Origin of the sequence: Mycolicibacterium pulveris (assembly GCF_010725725.1) — a bacterium.
Classification (GTDB): Bacteria; Actinomycetota; Actinomycetes; order Mycobacteriales; family Mycobacteriaceae; genus Mycobacterium; species Mycobacterium pulveris.
Window position 1 is genome coordinate 5,222,266 of record NZ_AP022599.1, and the last position, 14,783, is coordinate 5,237,048.

Here is a 14,783-nt window from a genome sequence, read left to right on the forward strand (position 1 = left end):
CCTCAGAAATGGCGCCAGCGCGCGGCGTCTACTACAGACGATGGTAGACCTCGCCTCAACCGCGGCCTAATCCTCCCCCGAGCGGGCTGCCACCGATGACCGTCCCGCACTAGGGTGTTTTACGACCAGCGTGCCGAGCCGACCTCACCAGGAGCGCCTAGTGACCACACTCGAAGAGATTTCCGCCCTCACCCGCCCGAATCATCCGGACGACTGGACGGAGGTCGATTCGCGTGCGGTCGACACGGTGCGGGTGCTCGCCGCGGACGCGGTGCAGAAGGTCGGCAACGGCCATCCCGGTACCGCGATGAGCCTGGCTCCCCTGGCCTACACGCTGTTTCAGCGGCAGATGCGCCACGATCCCACCGACGAGCACTGGCTGGGCCGCGACCGGTTCGTGCTGTCCTGCGGGCACTCCAGCCTGACCCTGTACATCCAGCTTTATCTGGGCGGTTTCGGGTTGGAGCTCTCCGACATCCAGGCGCTGCGCACGTGGAAGTCCAAGACCCCGGGGCACCCGGAGTTCCGGCACACCAAGGGCGTGGAGATCACCACCGGCCCGCTGGGCCAGGGGCTGGCCTCGGCGGTCGGGATGGCGATGGCGTCGCGCTACGAGCGGGGTCTGTTCGATCCCGACGCCGCACCCGGGACCAGCCCGTTCGACCATTACATCTACGTGATCGCCTCCGACGGCGACATCGAGGAGGGCATCACCAGCGAGGCGTGCTCGCTGGCGGGCACCCAGCAACTGGGCAACCTGATCGTCTTCTATGACCAGAACCAGATCTCGATCGAGGACGACACCGATATCGCGCTGTCGGAAGACACCGCCGCGCGCTACCGCGCCTACGGCTGGCACGTGCAGGAGGTCGAGGGCGGCGAGAACGTCGTCGGTATCGAAGAGGCCATCGAGGCCGCGCGAAAGGTGACCGACAAGCCGTCGTTCATCGCGCTGCGCACCGTCATCGGCTATCCCGCGCCCAACCTGATGAACACCGGCAAGGCCCACGGCGCCGCGCTCGGCGAGGACGAGGTCGCCGCGGTCAAGAAGATCCTCGGCTTCGATCCGGACAAGACGTTCGAGGTGCGCCCCGAGGTGCTCGAGCACACCCGCAAGCTCGTCGACCGCGGCAAGGAAGCGCGCGCGAAGTGGCAGAGCGAGTTCGACGCCTGGGCGGAACGTGAGCCGGAACGCAAGGCGCTGCTGGAGCGGCTGCTGGCGCAGAAGCTGCCCGACGGCTGGGACGCCGAGCTGACCTACTGGGAACCCGGCTCCAAGGAGATCGCCACCCGCGCCGCGTTCGGCCAGGTACTCAACGACGTCGCGCAGAAACTGCCCGAGCTGTGGGGCGGCTCAGCCGACCTGGCCGGCAGCAACAACACCACCATCAAGGGTGCCAAATCGTTTGGGCCGCCGTCGATCTCGACTAAGGAGTACACGGCGGACCCCTACGGCAGGGTGCTGCACTTCGGGGTGCGCGAGCACGCCATGGGCGCAATCCTGTCCGGCATCGTGCTGCACGGGCCGACCCGCGCCTTCGGCGGGACGTTCCTGCAGTTCTCGGACTACATGCGTGCGGCGGTGCGGCTGGCCTCGTTGATGGACATCGACACCATCTACATCTGGACCCACGACTCGATCGGGCTGGGTGAGGACGGTCCGACCCACCAACCGATCGAGCACCTCGCGGCACTGCGTGCCATCCCGAACCTGTCGGTGGTGCGCCCCGGTGATCCGAACGAAACCGCCTACGCGTGGCGCACGATCATCGAACGCGGCGCGAGCAGCGGTCCGGTCGGGCTGATCCTGACCCGCCAGCCCATCCCGGTGCTGGAGGGAACCGACGCCGAGGGCGTGGCCAGGGGCGGGTATGTGCTCGGCGGTGCCACCGACAAGCAGCCGGATGTGGCGCTGATCGGCACCGGGTCGGAGCTGCAGTTGTGCGTGGAAGCGCAGAAGATCCTGGCCGGCAAGGGAATCACCGCGTCGGTGGTGTCGATGCCGTGCGTGGAGTGGTTCGAGGCGCAGCCGGTGGAGTACCGCGACGGCGTGCTGCCACCGGCGGTGTCCGCCCGTGTCGCGGTGGAGGCGGCGGTCGCGCAGAGTTGGCACAAGTGGGTCGGTGACACCGGCGAAATCGTGTCGATCGAGCACTACGGGGAATCCGCCGATTACAAGACGCTGTTCCGCGAGTACGGGTTCACCCCAGAAGCTGTGGTGGCCGCCGCGGAGCGTTCGCTGGACAACTGAACGAAAGGTAGAGCAATGGCCCAGAATCCGAATCTGGAGGCGCTGTCCGCCGCGGGCGTGTCGGTGTGGCTCGACGATCTCTCCCGGGAGCGTCTGCAGACCGGCAACCTGCAGGAGCTGATCGACACCAGGTGCGTGGTGGGCGTCACCACCAACCCGACCATCTTCCAGAAGGCGCTGGCCGACGGCACCGCCTACGACGCGCAGGTCGCCGAGCTCGCCGAACGCGGTGCCGATGTGGACGCCACGGTCCGCACCGTCACCACCGACGACGTCCGCAACGCCTGCGACGTGCTCGCCAAGGCACATGAGGCGTCCGACGGTGTGGACGGCCGGGTGTCCATCGAGGTGGACCCGCGGTTGGCGCACGACACCGACAAGACGATCCTGCAAGCCATCGAGCTGTGGAAGATCGTCGACCGGCCGAACCTGTTCATCAAGATCCCGGCCACCATGGCCGGGTTGCCCGCGATCACCGCCGTGCTCGCAGAAGGCATCTCGGTCAATGTCACGCTGATCTTCTCCGTCGAGCGGCACCGCCTGGTGATGGACGCCTATCTGGCCGGGCTGGAGAAAGCCAGGGAGGCAGGCCACGACCTGTCCAAGATCCATTCCGTCGCATCCTTTTTCGTGTCCCGGGTGGACACCGAGATCGACAACCGGCTGGAGAAGATCGGGTCGGCCGAGGCGTTGGCGCTGCGCGGTCAGGCCGGCATCGCCAACGCTCGGCTGGCCTACGCCGCCTACGAGGAGGTGTTCGTCGGCGGCTCACGCTACGAGGCGCTCAAGGCCGACGGCGCCCGGGTGCAGCGGCCACTGTGGGCGTCCACGGGTGTGAAGAACCCCGAATACGCCGACACGCTTTACGTCACCGAACTGGTCGCCCCGAACACGGTGAACACCATGCCGGAGCAGACGCTGGAGGCGGTCGCCGACCACGGCGTCATCACCGGCGACACGGTCACCGGCAGGGCCGCGGAGGCCCAGGCTCTCTTCGACAAGCTCGCCGGCGTCGGCATCGACCTGCCCGACGTGTTCAGGGTGTTGGAGGACGAAGGGGTGGAGAAGTTCGAGAAGTCATGGCTCGAGTTGCTCGAAGCCACGCAGGGTCAGCTCGACGCCGCCAAGAAATGACCTCGGCGGCCCCACGAGCCGCCTCAGGCGGCGAGGGATGGCGTAACCCGTTGCGGGACAAGCGGGACAAGAGGATGCCCCGCATCCCCGGACCATGTGGAATGGTCATCTTCGGTGTTACCGGAGACCTCGCCCGTAAGAAGCTCATGCCGGCCATCTACGACCTGGCCAACCGCGGGCTGTTGCCTGCCAGCTTCAGCCTGGTGGGCTTCGCCCGGCGCGAATGGGCCGATGAGAACTTCAGCCAGGTGGTCTATGAGGCCGTCAAGAAGAACGCGCGTACCCCGTTTCGCCAAGAGGTCTGGGATCGTCTGGCCGAGGGAATCCGGTTTGTGCAGGGCACTTTCGACGACGAAGCGGCGTTCGCGCGGCTCGCCGAGACTCTGGAGAAGCTCGACGCCGAACGCGGCACCGCGGGCAACCACGCGTTCTATCTCTCCATCCCGCCCAACGCTTTTCAGGTGGCCTGCGAACAGCTGCAGAAATCCGGTCTGGCGCGGCCGCAGGACGGTCACTGGAGCCGGGTGGTCATCGAAAAGCCGTTCGGTCACGACCTGCAGAGCGCCCGCGAGCTCAACGCGGTCGTCAACGCCGTGTTCCCCGAGGAGTCGGTGTTTCGCATCGACCACTACCTCGGCAAGGAGACCGTGCAGAACATCCTGGCGCTGCGCTTCGCCAACGAGTTGTATGAACCGGTCTGGAACGCCAATTATGTGGACAGCGTGCAGATCACGATGTCGGAGGACATCGGTCTCGGTGGGCGCGCCGGCTACTACGACGGGGTCGGCGCCGCCAGGGACGTGATCCAGAACCACCTGCTGCAGCTGCTGGCCCTGGTGTGCATGGAGGAACCCGCCAACTTCGGACCGCGCCACCTGCAGGCCGAGAAGATCAAGGTGCTGTCGGCGACGCGGCTGATGCACCCGCTGGACCAGACGACCGCGCGTGGCCAGTACGCCGCCGGTTGGCAGGGCAGCGTGAAGGTTCCCGGGCTGCTCGACGAGGAAGGGTTCTCGAAGGATTCGGCGACGGAGACCTTCGCCGCGATCACCCTCGAGGTCGACAACCGCCGCTGGGCCGGTGTGCCGTTCTTTCTGCGCACGGGCAAGCGGCTGCCCCGCCGGGTCACCGAGGTCGCGCTGATCTTCAAGAAGGCGCCGTTTCTGCCGTTCGACAAGACCATGACCGAGGAGCTCGGCCAGAACGCCCTGGTGATCAGGATCCAGCCCGACGAAGGCATCACCACACGGTTCGGGTCGAAGGTGCCGGGCAGCCAGATGGAAGTGCGCGACGTCAACATGGACTTCTCCTACGGTTCGGCGTTCGCCGAGGACTCCCCCGAGGCCTATGAGCGGTTGATCCTCGACGTGCTGCTCGGCGAGCCGTCGTTGTTCCCGGTCAACGCCGAAGTCGAATTATCTTGGGAGATACTTGATCCCGTGCTCGACCACTGGGCCACCAACGGTAAACCGGAGCCGTATGAGGCCGGGACGTGGGGCCCGCGGTCGGCGGTCGACATGCTGCACCGGATGGGTCGGGAATGGAGGCGACCGTGATCGTCAACCTGCCCGACACCACGACCACCGACATCAGCAGGAAGATCACCGGGCTGCGCGAGGAGGGTGGCGCGATCACGCTGAGCCGGGTGCTGACGCTGGTCATCGCCCCCGACTCCGACCAATGCCTCGAGGATGCGGTCGAGGCCGCCAACTATGCCAGCCGGGAGCACCCGTGCCGGGTGATCGTGGCGGTCGCCGGGGACCGCGCGGTCGCGAAACCTCAGCTGGACGGCGAGATCCGCGTCGGCGCCGACGCGGGCGCGGGCGAGGTGGTGGTGCTGCGCCTGCACGGCGAACTCGCCGAACACGCCGACAGCGTGGTGCTGCCGTTCCTGCTGCCCGACACCCCGGTGGTGGCGTGGTGGCCCGGCGCCGCTCCACCTGCTCCCGCGCAGGATCCATTGGGCAAGTTGGCGATTCGCCGCATCACCGATGCCACCAACAGCCCTGATCCGCTGGCCGCCATCAAGAGCAGGCTGGACGGCTACTCCGCCGGTGACACCGATCTGGCATGGAGCCGGGTGACCTACTGGCGGGCGCTGCTGGCGGCCGCCGTCGAACTGGAGCCGCACGAACCGATCGACTCGGCGCTGGTGTCGGGGCTCAAGAACGAACCGGCGCTCGACATCCTGGCCGGTTGGCTGGCCAGCAGGATCGGCGGTCAGGTGCAGCGGGTGGCGGGTGAGCTCAAGGTGGAGCTGGTCCGCGCCGGCGAGACGATCACGCTGCAGCGCCCACAGACCGGCATCACCGCCACGTTGACGCGCACCAGCAGGCCCGAGGCGCGCATCCCGCTGGCGCGCCGGGAGGCCAAGGAGTGTCTGGCCGAGGATCTGCGCAGGCTGGATCCCGACGAGATCTACCACGAAGCACTACAGGGCATAGGCAGGGTGCAATACGCATGAGCACGGTCGTCGAGAAGTACCCGGACACCACCGCGTTGGTCGAGGCCGCCGGTGATCGGCTGGTCGGCGCGATCAACGATGCGCTGGCCGCGCGCGGCGCCGCCCACATCGTGTTGACCGGCGGCGGCACGGGCATCGCCCTGCTCAAGCGGGTTCGCACGCGGAATTCCGAAATCGACTGGGCGAAAGTGCATCTGTATTGGGGCGACGACCGGTTCGTCCCGTCAGACGACGACGAGCGCAACCACAAGCAGGCCGCCGAGGCGCTGCTGGACCATATCGACATCCCCGCAGCCAACGTGCATCCGATGGCGCCCAGCGGAGGCGAGTTCGGCGACGACATCGAGGCCGCCGCGCGGGCCTACGAGCAGGTGCTGGCCGCCACCGCCGAGAGCGGGCAGCCGAGCCCGGAATTCGACGTGCACCTGTTGGGCATGGGTCCCGAGGGCCACATCAACTCGCTGTTTCCGCACGCCGCCGCGGCGCGCGAGAAGGACCGGCTGGTGGTGGCCGTGTCCGACTCCCCCAAGCCGCCGCCGCGGCGCATCACGCTGACGTTGCCTGCGGTGCAGCGGGCGCGGCAGGTGTGGCTGGTGGTCTCGGGTGCGGGCAAGGCCGACGCGGTGGCCGCGGCGGTCGGCGGCGCGGACCCCGACGACGTGCCCGCCGCCGGCGCGGTCGGCCGCGAGGCGACGGTCTGGCTGCTCGACGAGGACGCGGCGACCAAACTCTGAACTGTCAGCCGCCGCTCTTGTCGGTGGGGCGGGGTAGCGTCGAACGTATGTTCGAGACGGTGTCGGATGCGGAGTTGGTCGACTTCATGGGTGAGGAGACCCGGGAGGAGTCGGCGGCGATGGGTCGCCACCTAGCCGCGGTCGGTGAACTGTTCGCGCGCCGCGAGCAGGACTATCAGGAGGCCAAGTTCTATTTCACTGATGTGGTGGCGGCGGTGGCTGCTGAGATCTCGCCGATTCAGAACATCAGCCATGCCCGGGCGGTGGCGCAGGTCGGTCTGGCGAGGACGTTGCGTGAGCGTCTGCCGCGCATCGCCGCGGTGTTTCGCTGCGGGGTGATCGACTATCGGATGGTGGCTGCGATCGTCAACCGCACCGACAACGTCGAGGACGAGGTGATCGCCGGGCTCGATGAGGCGTTGGCGCGCCAGGTGCATAAGTGGATGAAACTGTCGCAGCCCAAGTTGCGTGATCGGCTGGATATGTGGGTGGCCAAATACGATCGGGCCGCGGTGCGGGTGCCGCCCCAAGGTTGATGAGGATCGCGCGCGTGGAGATCTATCCTGACGAGACCGCGGGCATGGCGATCTTGTGGGGCACCCTGCATTCTGCGGATGCTGCTGCGGTCGATCAGCGCCTGGATGCCTTGGCCGACACGGTCTGTGAGAACGATCCGCGCACCAAGCGTCAGCGTCGTGCCGATGCCTGCGCGCCGGCGGTCAGGGGTGAAACGGTGGTGGCGTGCCAATGCGGATCCGCAGCGTGTCCGGCGCAAGCCTCACGACAAGCCGCGGCGACGGCGGTCATCCATGTGCTGGCCGAACAAGGCACCCTCGATGCCACCAGCGACACCCCGGGCTATCTGCCCGGGTTTGGGGTGCTGCCGGCCGAATCGGTGCGTGAACTCGCGCGCAGCGCGACGCTCAAACCATTACATGTGCCTACCGGGGCGGCCGCGGATCCGGGGTATCGGCCCAGCGCCGCCTCGCGGGAATTCATTTACCGGCGGGATCTGACGTGTCGCTGGCCCGGCTGTGATCGCCCCGCCCAGCGTTGCGATGTCGACCACACGGTCCCCTGGCCGGGTGGGCCCACCCACCCGTCGAACAACAAGTGCTACTGCCGTCTTCATGACCTGGACAAGGCCCTCAGGGACCTTGCGGCTGTAGTAGCTTTCGGCAGCATGGCTTCGACTTTGTCGTTCTGCGTCGAACAATTGTCGACTGCAGAGCCTGCGGTGCTTTATGACACTTTCCTCGATGTGGAGAGTTGGCCGGGGTGGATGCCGACGGTGTCGACTGCGTCTTGGGAGCGGCGGGGCGCGCCTGTCACCGGTGTTGGCGGGATCCGGCGGGTACGTATGAACGGCTCCGATGTGCGCGACGAGGTCACCGGGGGAAGCCGACCCAGCCATCACACCTATACCACCACGCTTCCAGGCTTCTGGCCCGTCAAGAACTACCGCGGCGACATCCGTATCGACAAGCTCCCGAATGGAAGCCTAATCACCTGGACCGCAACCTTCGTAACGCCCGTGCCCGGCCTCGGCAAGCCGCTCCGGTTCATGCTGCGGACACTGATCACCCGATTAGCGGCGGCGCTGGCGAGACGAGCAGAAGGCGGACGACGTTAAAGCGTTCTTCAGCCAATCGATGCCATCATCTGATGAACACACCCCGAGGGCGCGGGATTACCCGTTATCCACGACGCGGAACACGGGGTACAGGCTGGCTATCCGTTCATACTCCGTCAACGGTGACCGCATATCGACAGGAAAGTGCGGCCGCGCCCCAGGCGCGATTTCCAGATAGCGCCTGAGTATCGGTGCCCTCTCTGGCGCGGCGACTTCCTCTAAGTGGACATGCTCGATTCCACGCCGTCGAAGAACCGCCCGCCCGTCGGCGGCGCGCACATTTCTGACCCAGTTGGCGTTCTCTCCCAACATTGAAACCAAGTAGCGCGCGCCACCGTAGTCGGCAACCACCACCGGCAGGCGAACGACTCGGCCTGTCCGTCGACCACGAACCTCCAAGGTCATGTCACACGGACGAGACAGAAGCCCCGCGGCTATCAGTCGAGCGGAGAGCCAGTTGAGCGGCCGCGCGATCACTCCTGGCCGACCGCCGCGATAAAGCCATCGGGAGACCCAGTGAAGACGCGGAGTCAGCCCTCGACCGCTAGACACTTCTGCCAGCCGCCGGTTGACCAAATAAGCCAAGACAGTGATCGATACCCATGTCTATTGAGTCTGTCGCATAATCGCGGCCGATTCACGCTACTGCAGGTGTCGGTAAGGAACAAAGCGTTCTTCAGCCAGTCGCTGCCCCCGGCGGCTGGCGCGACCAGCAGCTGCCCGATGGCACCGTGGTGTTGATCTCGCCGACCGGGCACACCTACCCCAGCGCGGCCCATGGCGCGTCCCTGTTTCCGGCCCTGGGTCAAGACACCGGCGAGCTCGACCTGCCCACCGAACCGGTGCCGCCAGACCCCAACCGGCTGGCCAAGCTGCCCCGACGCAAACGAACCCGCGACCGCATCAACGCCGAACGCCGCCAACGCCAAGAACTCATCGCCGAACAACAACGCCAACGCCAAGCCTGGCTCACCGAAAACGAAGAACCCCCACCCTTCTGAGGCATCGTCAGTCGTAGCCGGTTGCCGGACGGCCGGTTTCGCCATCGCGGTAACCCGCGGTGTAGTCGATCGATGACCGGTAGCCGTCCCGTGTGACAAATGCTTGTCGCGGGTCGGTCCGGCATTGGCGGGATGGAGTGTCCCCGTCGGACTTCGTCACATCGATTTAGACGCCCACCGCGCCCCGACGGTTCCCCTGAAAGGTGATAATGGCGGTCATGGCAGACAGAGGCGGCAGGCCGGTACGTACCGGACCCGAGCGGATCAGGAAGCTCGCGCAGGCGGCGCTCAACGCCGATGTCACCGTCGAGCAGGTCGACACGATCCTGGAGGGGCTCAGCGAGACCCTCGACGACCTCAACAGCTCCACCGCGAACCTGGACGCCACGCTGGAGCGGTTCAACGAGACCATCAACAGCATCAACGAACTCGCGCCGCGGCTCAACGCGGTGGTAGACCGCATGGAGGGCATTGTCGCGCGTGTCGAACGCATCGTCGGCATCGGGGAATCGGTGATCTCGCCCTTGGCCGCCACCGAACAGGTGGTGCGCGGCGCGGTGAACAAAGTGCGTCGCAGCGCCGGCCTCTAACCGGTTGCCTCGAGCACGAGGTTGAACGGGGTTTCGGTGGCTCGGCGAAGGGTGCGAAACCCACCTCCCATCACGACTTCACGCAGCCGACGTTCACCGGCTTGCGCTCCCAGCGCGGCTCCGACCTCCTGATCGAGCGATGCCGGCACACACACCATCGTGGACGCGGCGTAATACAGCCGCCCGACGGGGTTGATGTTCTCCTCCAGCGTGTCGTGGGCGAACGGCTCGACGATCATCCAGCACCCATCGGGCTTCAGCGAGCGGCGCACGTGGGCGGCCGCACCCGTCGGGTCGCCCATGTCGTGAAGGCAGTCGAAGAACGTCACGAGGTCGTAATCGGTGCCGGGATAGTCGGCGGCGGCGGCGACTTCGAAACGGACGTTGTCGGTCCCGCCATGCGCTTCGGCGTGTTTGCGGGCTTCCTTGATCGACTCCGAATGGAAATCGAACCCGACGAATTCCGAGCGCGGAAAGGCATTAGCCATCATGACCGTCGTGTAGCCGTGGCCACAACCGACGTCGGCCACTTTCGCGCCGTTGTCGAGCTTGTCCACCACGCCGTTCAGTGCGGGCAGCCAATTGTCGATCAGGTTGGCCATGTATCCGGGGCGGAAGAACCGAGCCACCGCACAGAACAGGCAGATCGTCTGGCGCCCCCATCCGACTCCGTCGCCGGTTCTGAACGCGGCCTGCACTTTGTCCTGATTGCCGAGGTAGGCCGCGGCCGCATCGAAGGCGTCCACCATGTAGACCGGACTGTTCTCGTCGGCGAAGACCGCGGCCTGCTCGGGAGTCAACGAGAACCGCTGTGTCGCCGGGTCGTAACTGATGTAGTTCGATGCCGCATGGTAGGACAGCCACTCTCGGACATACCGTTCCGCCAGGCCGGTTCCCTGCGCCAGCGCCCCCGAGTTCAACGGCCCCCGGGTCAGTAGTGCTTCGTATAGGCCGAGCTGACGGCCGATGCGTACCAAGGCGATACCAAAGGCACCACCGAGATCTTGGAGAATCTGGCCGAGGAAAGTGTTCAGTTTGTGTTCATCCATTCGGGTCACCTCGAAATTGTTCGAATCGTCTGCAGCACGGGCGGCTGGTGAACAAGACTTTGAGATATGCCAGCCTCGGTCGCAATGGCTCTGTCACCGGCGGTCTTGATCGAAACACCGGGATGACGAAATGGATCCATTGTCGGACGTGCTGCGGACCACGCCATTGCGCGGCGGGGTATTCCTGCACGCGAAGTTCTCCGACCCGTGGTGCTTGAGTACCCAGGTGCGGCCCGAGACGTGCGCTCCTTTCCTCGGCAAGACCGCCGAAATCATTCCGTACCACTTCGTCGTCGAAGGCCGGCTGCGCGTACAGATGCCCGCCGATCCCCCGTTCGAACTGGGCACCGGGGAACTGGTGATGTTCCCGCGCAACGACTTACACCTCCTGGGAGGCGACTTGCGCCTGCGCCCGGTCGGCAGCGATGACATCGTCAAACCCTCCCTCGACGGGGGTCTGTCGACCATTCGGCTCGGCGGCGACGGCCCGACGACTCGGATCGTGTGCGGGTTTCTGGGCGGTGACAACCTCAAAAGGAATCCGGTTGTCGCGGCACTGCCCCCCGCGCTTCGGCTGAACCTCGGACGAGGCGGAGCGGCTCAGTGGATCCGCAGCACGTTCAGCTACGCGGCCGAGGAGATCGCGACCGGGCGCATCGGCTCCGCGACCGTGCTGGCGAAGATATCTGAGCTGCTGTTCGTGGAGGCTGTGCGCCGGTACGCCGAAGAACTGCCCGCAGGTCAGACCGGCTGGCTGGCGGGCCTGAGAGACCCGTACGTGTCGCATGCGCTCAACCTGCTGCATGCTAGGCCGGGTGATCACTGGACCGCGGACACATTGGGCCGGGAGGTGGCGCTGTCACGCTCCGCGCTCGCCGAGCGCTTCAACCGGCTCATCGGCATCCCTCCCATGCAGTATCTGACGCAATGGCGGATGCAGATCGCCGCACACGAACTGCGGCAGGGCAACCGATCCATGCTCCGGCTCGCGAAGCGCGTGGGATACGACTCCGAAGCCGCGTTCTCGCGGGCGTTCAAGCGTGAAACCGGACTGCCACCCGCGGCCTGGCGCCGACAGGCCGGTGAAGGTTGAACCCGGCTATCCGCTGTTGCGCAGTGCGCTGGCAAGCCCGCTCATGGTGAGCAGGATGCCGCGCTGCACAAGCTCGTCGGTGTCACCGGAGCGGTACCGCCGCAGCAGTTCGACCTGCAGATGGTTCAGCGGCTCCAGGTAGGGAAACCTGTTGAACACCGAACGCGCCAGCGCCGGGTTGTCGGCCAGCAGGTCGTCGTGGCCGGTGATCAGCTGGTGCATCCGGATGGTACGGCCGTACTCGGCGACGATCTTGTCGAACACCCGCCTGCGCAGTGCCTCGTCCTCGACCAGTTCGGAGTAGCGCGCCGCCAGGCCCATATCGGATTTGGCCAGCACCTGCGCCATGTTCGACAGCACGCTGCGGAAGAACGGCCATCGTCGATACAGGTCCTGCAGCACCTGCAGCTGCTCGTCGCCGCCTGCGATGTACTCCTCGAAGGCCGTGCCGGTGCCGTACCAGCCGGGCAGCATCACCCGGGACTGGCTCCAGGCCAGCACCCACGGAATCGCACGCAGATCGGCGATCGATGTGGTCGGTTTGCGCGACGTCGGCCTACTGCCGATGTTGAGCGCCCCGATCTCGCTGACCGGTGTGGACGACTTGAAGTAGTCGACGAAACCCGGTGTGTCGTGCACTAATTCGGAGTAGGCACGGCGCGCACGGGAGGCCAGGTCGTCGAACACCTCATACGCCGGATCCGCGTCGTCGCCAAGGCCTTCGACGTCGAGCAGCGTGGCCTCCAGCGTCGCGGCCAGCAGCGTCTCGAGGTTGCGGTGCGCGCTCTGCGGTTCGGCGTACTTGGCGGCGATCACCTCGCCCTGTTCGGTGAGTCGCAGGGATCCGTTCACCGCGCCCGGCGGCTGCGCGAGGATCGCCTCGTAGCTCGGGCCGCCGCCACGTCCAACAGTTCCGCCGCGACCGTGGAAGAGCCGCAACCGAATTCCCGTCTTGCGTGCCGAGGCGACCAGATCGAGCTCGGCACGGTACAGCGCCCAGTTGGCCGCCAGGTATCCGCCGTCCTTGTTGGAGTCGGAGTAGCCCAGCATCACCTCCTGGTTGTCGCCGCGCGCTGCGACCGCGGCCCGGTATGCCGGAACGTCTAGCGCCGCTTCCAGTACCGAGGCGCCGCGCTGCAGGTCCTCGATCGTCTCGAACAGTGGCACGATGCCCACCGGGGCATAGCACGGAGTAGCCGAAACATCCAGCAGGCCAGCCCCTTTCAGGAGTACCGCCGCCTCGAGGAAGTCCGAGACCGACTCGCACATCGAGATGATGTAGTTGGGCACCGCAGGCGGGCCGAACACCCGCACGGCGCGCGCTGCCGCGGCGATGATGTCCAGTTCCTTGCGGGCGAGTTCGGAGAGTTCGGCGGCGGGTTTGACCAGTGGTCGCCGGGTGGCCAGTTCGGCGGCCAGCAGCTCGACGCGGTCCTGTTCGGGAAGCGAGCGGTAGTCGGGGTGCACACCGGCCCACGCCAGCAGCTCGGCGATCACCTCCTCGTGCACGTCGGAGTTCTGCCGCATGTCCAGCCCGCACAGGTGAAAGCCGAACACCCGCACTGATTCCCGAAGCACCGCGAGCCGATCGTCGGCGATCACCGCGCTGCCGTTGCCGCGCAGCGAGGAGTCTACGACGTCCAATTCGGCGAGCAGCTCGCGCGATGTTCGGTACCGGGGCAGTCCGACATCGAGTTCGTGCTCCGGTTGACGGTCGAGGATTTCAGCGGCGGTGCTTGTCAGCCGGCCCCGGATGGCGCGCAGCGCGCGGCGGTACGGTTCGTCGGCACGGGCCGGGTCGACGCACTTGTCGGCCAGCGCAGTCAGCTCGTCGCTGGTTCTGACCAGCCGCGCCGACATCGACAGCTCCTCTTCGAGTGCGGCGAGTTCGGTGAAGTAGTGATCCAGTGCGGTGAACGAGGCCTCGCCCGTCGCGAGCCGTACCACCTCGGCGGTGACGTTCGGGTTGCCGTCGCGGTCGCCACCGATCCAGGAACCGGGCCGCAAGATGGGCTCTTCGAGGAGTCGGGCGTCAGGCCACCGTGTCGAAAGCGCCGTGCGCACCTCGGCGTTGACCCGCGGGATCACCTCGAAGAACGACGACGGGTAATAGCGCAGCCCGGTTTCGATCTCGTCCTGGATCTGCAGCCGCGACAACCGGACCAGGGCGGTCTGCCACATCGTCAAAATGTGTCTGCGCAGCTCGTCTTCGATGTCGCCGTGGCCGTGCAGGCGCTGACGCATCAGCTCGGTGATCCGATGCTGGGTGCGGAAAATGGTGCGTCGTCGCGTCTCGGTGGGATGTGCGGTGATCACCGGCGACACCACCGCATCCGCAAGCGCTTCGGCCACCCGTGCCGAATCAAGTTGTGCAGTATCGAGTTTCGCATACGTGGCGGCCAGGCTGCTGGGCTGAGGCGGCTCCCCGGCCGCGACGTGGATCGCGCGTCGGCGCTCGCGGTGGATGTCCTCACCGACGTTGGCCAACAACGCGAACTGCGTGAAGGCGCGGATCACCGGAATCGCCTTGCGGACGGCGATCCCGTCGAACATGTCGGCCAGCTCGGCGCGGTCGATCTCGGAGCGCCGGACCCGGAACGACCCCACGCGGGCCCGCTCGACGAGATCGAAGATCTCCTCACCGTTCTGCTCACGGATGGTGTCGCCGAGGATACCGCCGAGCAACCGGATGTCCTCGCGCATCGGCTCGGTCGCCTCGCGGCCGACCTGGGTGCGCTGTACCGCACCGATCGGCTCGAGATCGTCGACCATGCATTCCAGTATGGTGCCGCCACGACTTCTTGCCTACTCAACTACTGTCGAATGAATTTGGC

At 66.3% G+C, this 14,783-nt stretch carries 13 protein-coding genes; 10 read left to right on the top strand and 3 right to left on the bottom strand.

The window, feature by feature from the left end:
* Window positions 1–160 precede the first annotated feature (160 nt).
* Genes tkt through G6N28_RS27365 form a run of 7 tightly spaced genes read left to right on the top strand, consistent with a single transcriptional unit; the run spans window position 161 to window position 8,216 of the window.
* A complete protein-coding gene (tkt, locus tag G6N28_RS25350) occupies window positions 161–2,251 on the top strand; it encodes a transketolase (RefSeq protein WP_163905192.1) in 2,091 nt (696 codons plus the stop codon).
* Window positions 2,252–2,266: 15 nt separating this feature from the next.
* Window positions 2,267–3,385: a transaldolase gene (tal, locus tag G6N28_RS25355; protein ID WP_163905194.1), complete on the top strand. Its 1,119-nt coding sequence runs from the start codon at window positions 2,267–2,269 to the stop codon at window positions 3,383–3,385.
* Complete coding sequence (gene zwf / locus G6N28_RS25360; RefSeq protein WP_163905196.1) at window positions 3,382–4,941, top strand: glucose-6-phosphate dehydrogenase; 1,560 nt, start codon at window positions 3,382–3,384, stop codon at window positions 4,939–4,941. The genes tal and zwf overlap by 4 nt, the downstream gene beginning before the upstream one ends.
* A complete protein-coding gene (gene opcA, locus G6N28_RS25365) occupies window positions 4,938–5,849 on the top strand; it encodes a glucose-6-phosphate dehydrogenase assembly protein OpcA (RefSeq protein ID WP_163906615.1) in 912 nt (303 codons plus the stop codon). Before zwf ends, opcA begins: the two co-directional genes overlap by 4 nt.
* A complete protein-coding gene (gene pgl, locus G6N28_RS25370) occupies window positions 5,846–6,583 on the top strand; it encodes a 6-phosphogluconolactonase (protein ID WP_163905198.1) in 738 nt (245 codons plus the stop codon). The genes opcA and pgl overlap by 4 nt, the downstream gene beginning before the upstream one ends.
* A 47-nt stretch (window positions 6,584–6,630) precedes the next feature.
* Window positions 6,631–7,119 carry a DUF222 domain-containing protein gene (locus G6N28_RS27360; protein WP_163905200.1) on the top strand — a complete coding sequence of 163 codons (489 nt, stop codon included), beginning with the start codon at window positions 6,631–6,633 and terminating at the stop codon, window positions 7,117–7,119.
* A gap of 14 nt (window positions 7,120–7,133) precedes the next feature.
* Window positions 7,134–8,216 carry a DUF222 domain-containing protein gene (locus G6N28_RS27365; RefSeq protein ID WP_163905203.1) on the top strand — a complete coding sequence of 361 codons (1,083 nt, stop codon included), beginning with the start codon at window positions 7,134–7,136 and terminating at the stop codon, window positions 8,214–8,216.
* A 57-nt stretch (window positions 8,217–8,273) separates the two neighbouring features.
* On the opposite strand, the gene G6N28_RS25385 is transcribed toward G6N28_RS27365, so the two are convergent.
* On the bottom strand, window positions 8,274–8,621 hold the full coding sequence (locus tag G6N28_RS25385) for a nitroreductase/quinone reductase family protein (protein ID WP_235674692.1): 348 nt from the start codon (window positions 8,619–8,621) through the stop codon (window positions 8,274–8,276).
* Window positions 8,622–8,950: 329 nt separating this feature from the next.
* On the opposite strand from G6N28_RS25385, the gene G6N28_RS25390 reads away from it, so the two are divergent.
* Window positions 8,951–9,217 (top strand): hypothetical protein, encoded by a 267-nt coding sequence (locus G6N28_RS25390; protein WP_220097469.1) that lies wholly within the window; start codon window positions 8,951–8,953, stop codon window positions 9,215–9,217.
* A gap of 218 nt (window positions 9,218–9,435) precedes the next feature.
* Window positions 9,436–9,807, top strand: a complete 372-nt coding sequence (locus G6N28_RS25395) for an ATPase (protein WP_163905207.1) — start codon at window positions 9,436–9,438, stop codon at window positions 9,805–9,807.
* Here G6N28_RS25395 and G6N28_RS25400 read toward each other — a convergent pair.
* Window positions 9,804–10,856 carry a class I SAM-dependent methyltransferase gene (locus G6N28_RS25400; RefSeq protein ID WP_197745801.1) on the bottom strand — a complete coding sequence of 351 codons (1,053 nt, stop codon included), beginning with the start codon at window positions 10,854–10,856 and terminating at the stop codon, window positions 9,804–9,806. The two genes, G6N28_RS25395 and G6N28_RS25400, sit on opposite strands and share 4 nt — an antisense overlap.
* 130 nt (window positions 10,857–10,986) lie before the next feature.
* Between G6N28_RS25400 and G6N28_RS25405 the strand changes: the two genes are divergently transcribed.
* Window positions 10,987–11,949: an AraC family transcriptional regulator gene (locus G6N28_RS25405; RefSeq protein ID WP_163905211.1), complete on the top strand. Its 963-nt coding sequence runs from the start codon at window positions 10,987–10,989 to the stop codon at window positions 11,947–11,949.
* A 6-nt stretch (window positions 11,950–11,955) separates the two neighbouring features.
* Here G6N28_RS25405 and ppc read toward each other — a convergent pair whose 3' ends face one another.
* The gene (ppc, locus tag G6N28_RS25410; protein ID WP_163905213.1) at window positions 11,956–14,721 is read right to left on the bottom strand and encodes a phosphoenolpyruvate carboxylase; all 2,766 of its coding nucleotides are present in this window, start codon (window positions 14,719–14,721) and stop codon (window positions 11,956–11,958) included.
* Between the last annotated feature and the right edge of the window lie 62 nt (window positions 14,722–14,783).

Coding starts and splice junctions, on each gene's coding strand:
- tal (WP_163905194.1), top strand. CDS start 2,267: ATGGCCCAGAATCCGAATCTGGAGGCGCTGTCCGCCGCGGGCGTGTCG.
- zwf (WP_163905196.1), top strand. CDS start 3,382: ATGACCTCGGCGGCCCCACGAGCCGCCTCAGGCGGCGAGGGATGGCGT.
- pgl (WP_163905198.1), top strand. CDS start 5,846: ATGAGCACGGTCGTCGAGAAGTACCCGGACACCACCGCGTTGGTCGAG.
- G6N28_RS27360 (WP_163905200.1), top strand. CDS start 6,631: ATGTTCGAGACGGTGTCGGATGCGGAGTTGGTCGACTTCATGGGTGAG.
- G6N28_RS25385 (WP_235674692.1), bottom strand. CDS start 8,621: ATGACCTTGGAGGTTCGTGGTCGACGGACAGGCCGAGTCGTTCGCCTG.
- G6N28_RS25395 (WP_163905207.1), top strand. CDS start 9,436: ATGGCAGACAGAGGCGGCAGGCCGGTACGTACCGGACCCGAGCGGATC.
- G6N28_RS25400 (WP_197745801.1), bottom strand. CDS start 10,856: ATGGATGAACACAAACTGAACACTTTCCTCGGCCAGATTCTCCAAGAT.
- G6N28_RS25405 (WP_163905211.1), top strand. CDS start 10,987: ATGGATCCATTGTCGGACGTGCTGCGGACCACGCCATTGCGCGGCGGG.
- ppc (WP_163905213.1), bottom strand. CDS start 14,721: ATGGTCGACGATCTCGAGCCGATCGGTGCGGTACAGCGCACCCAGGTC.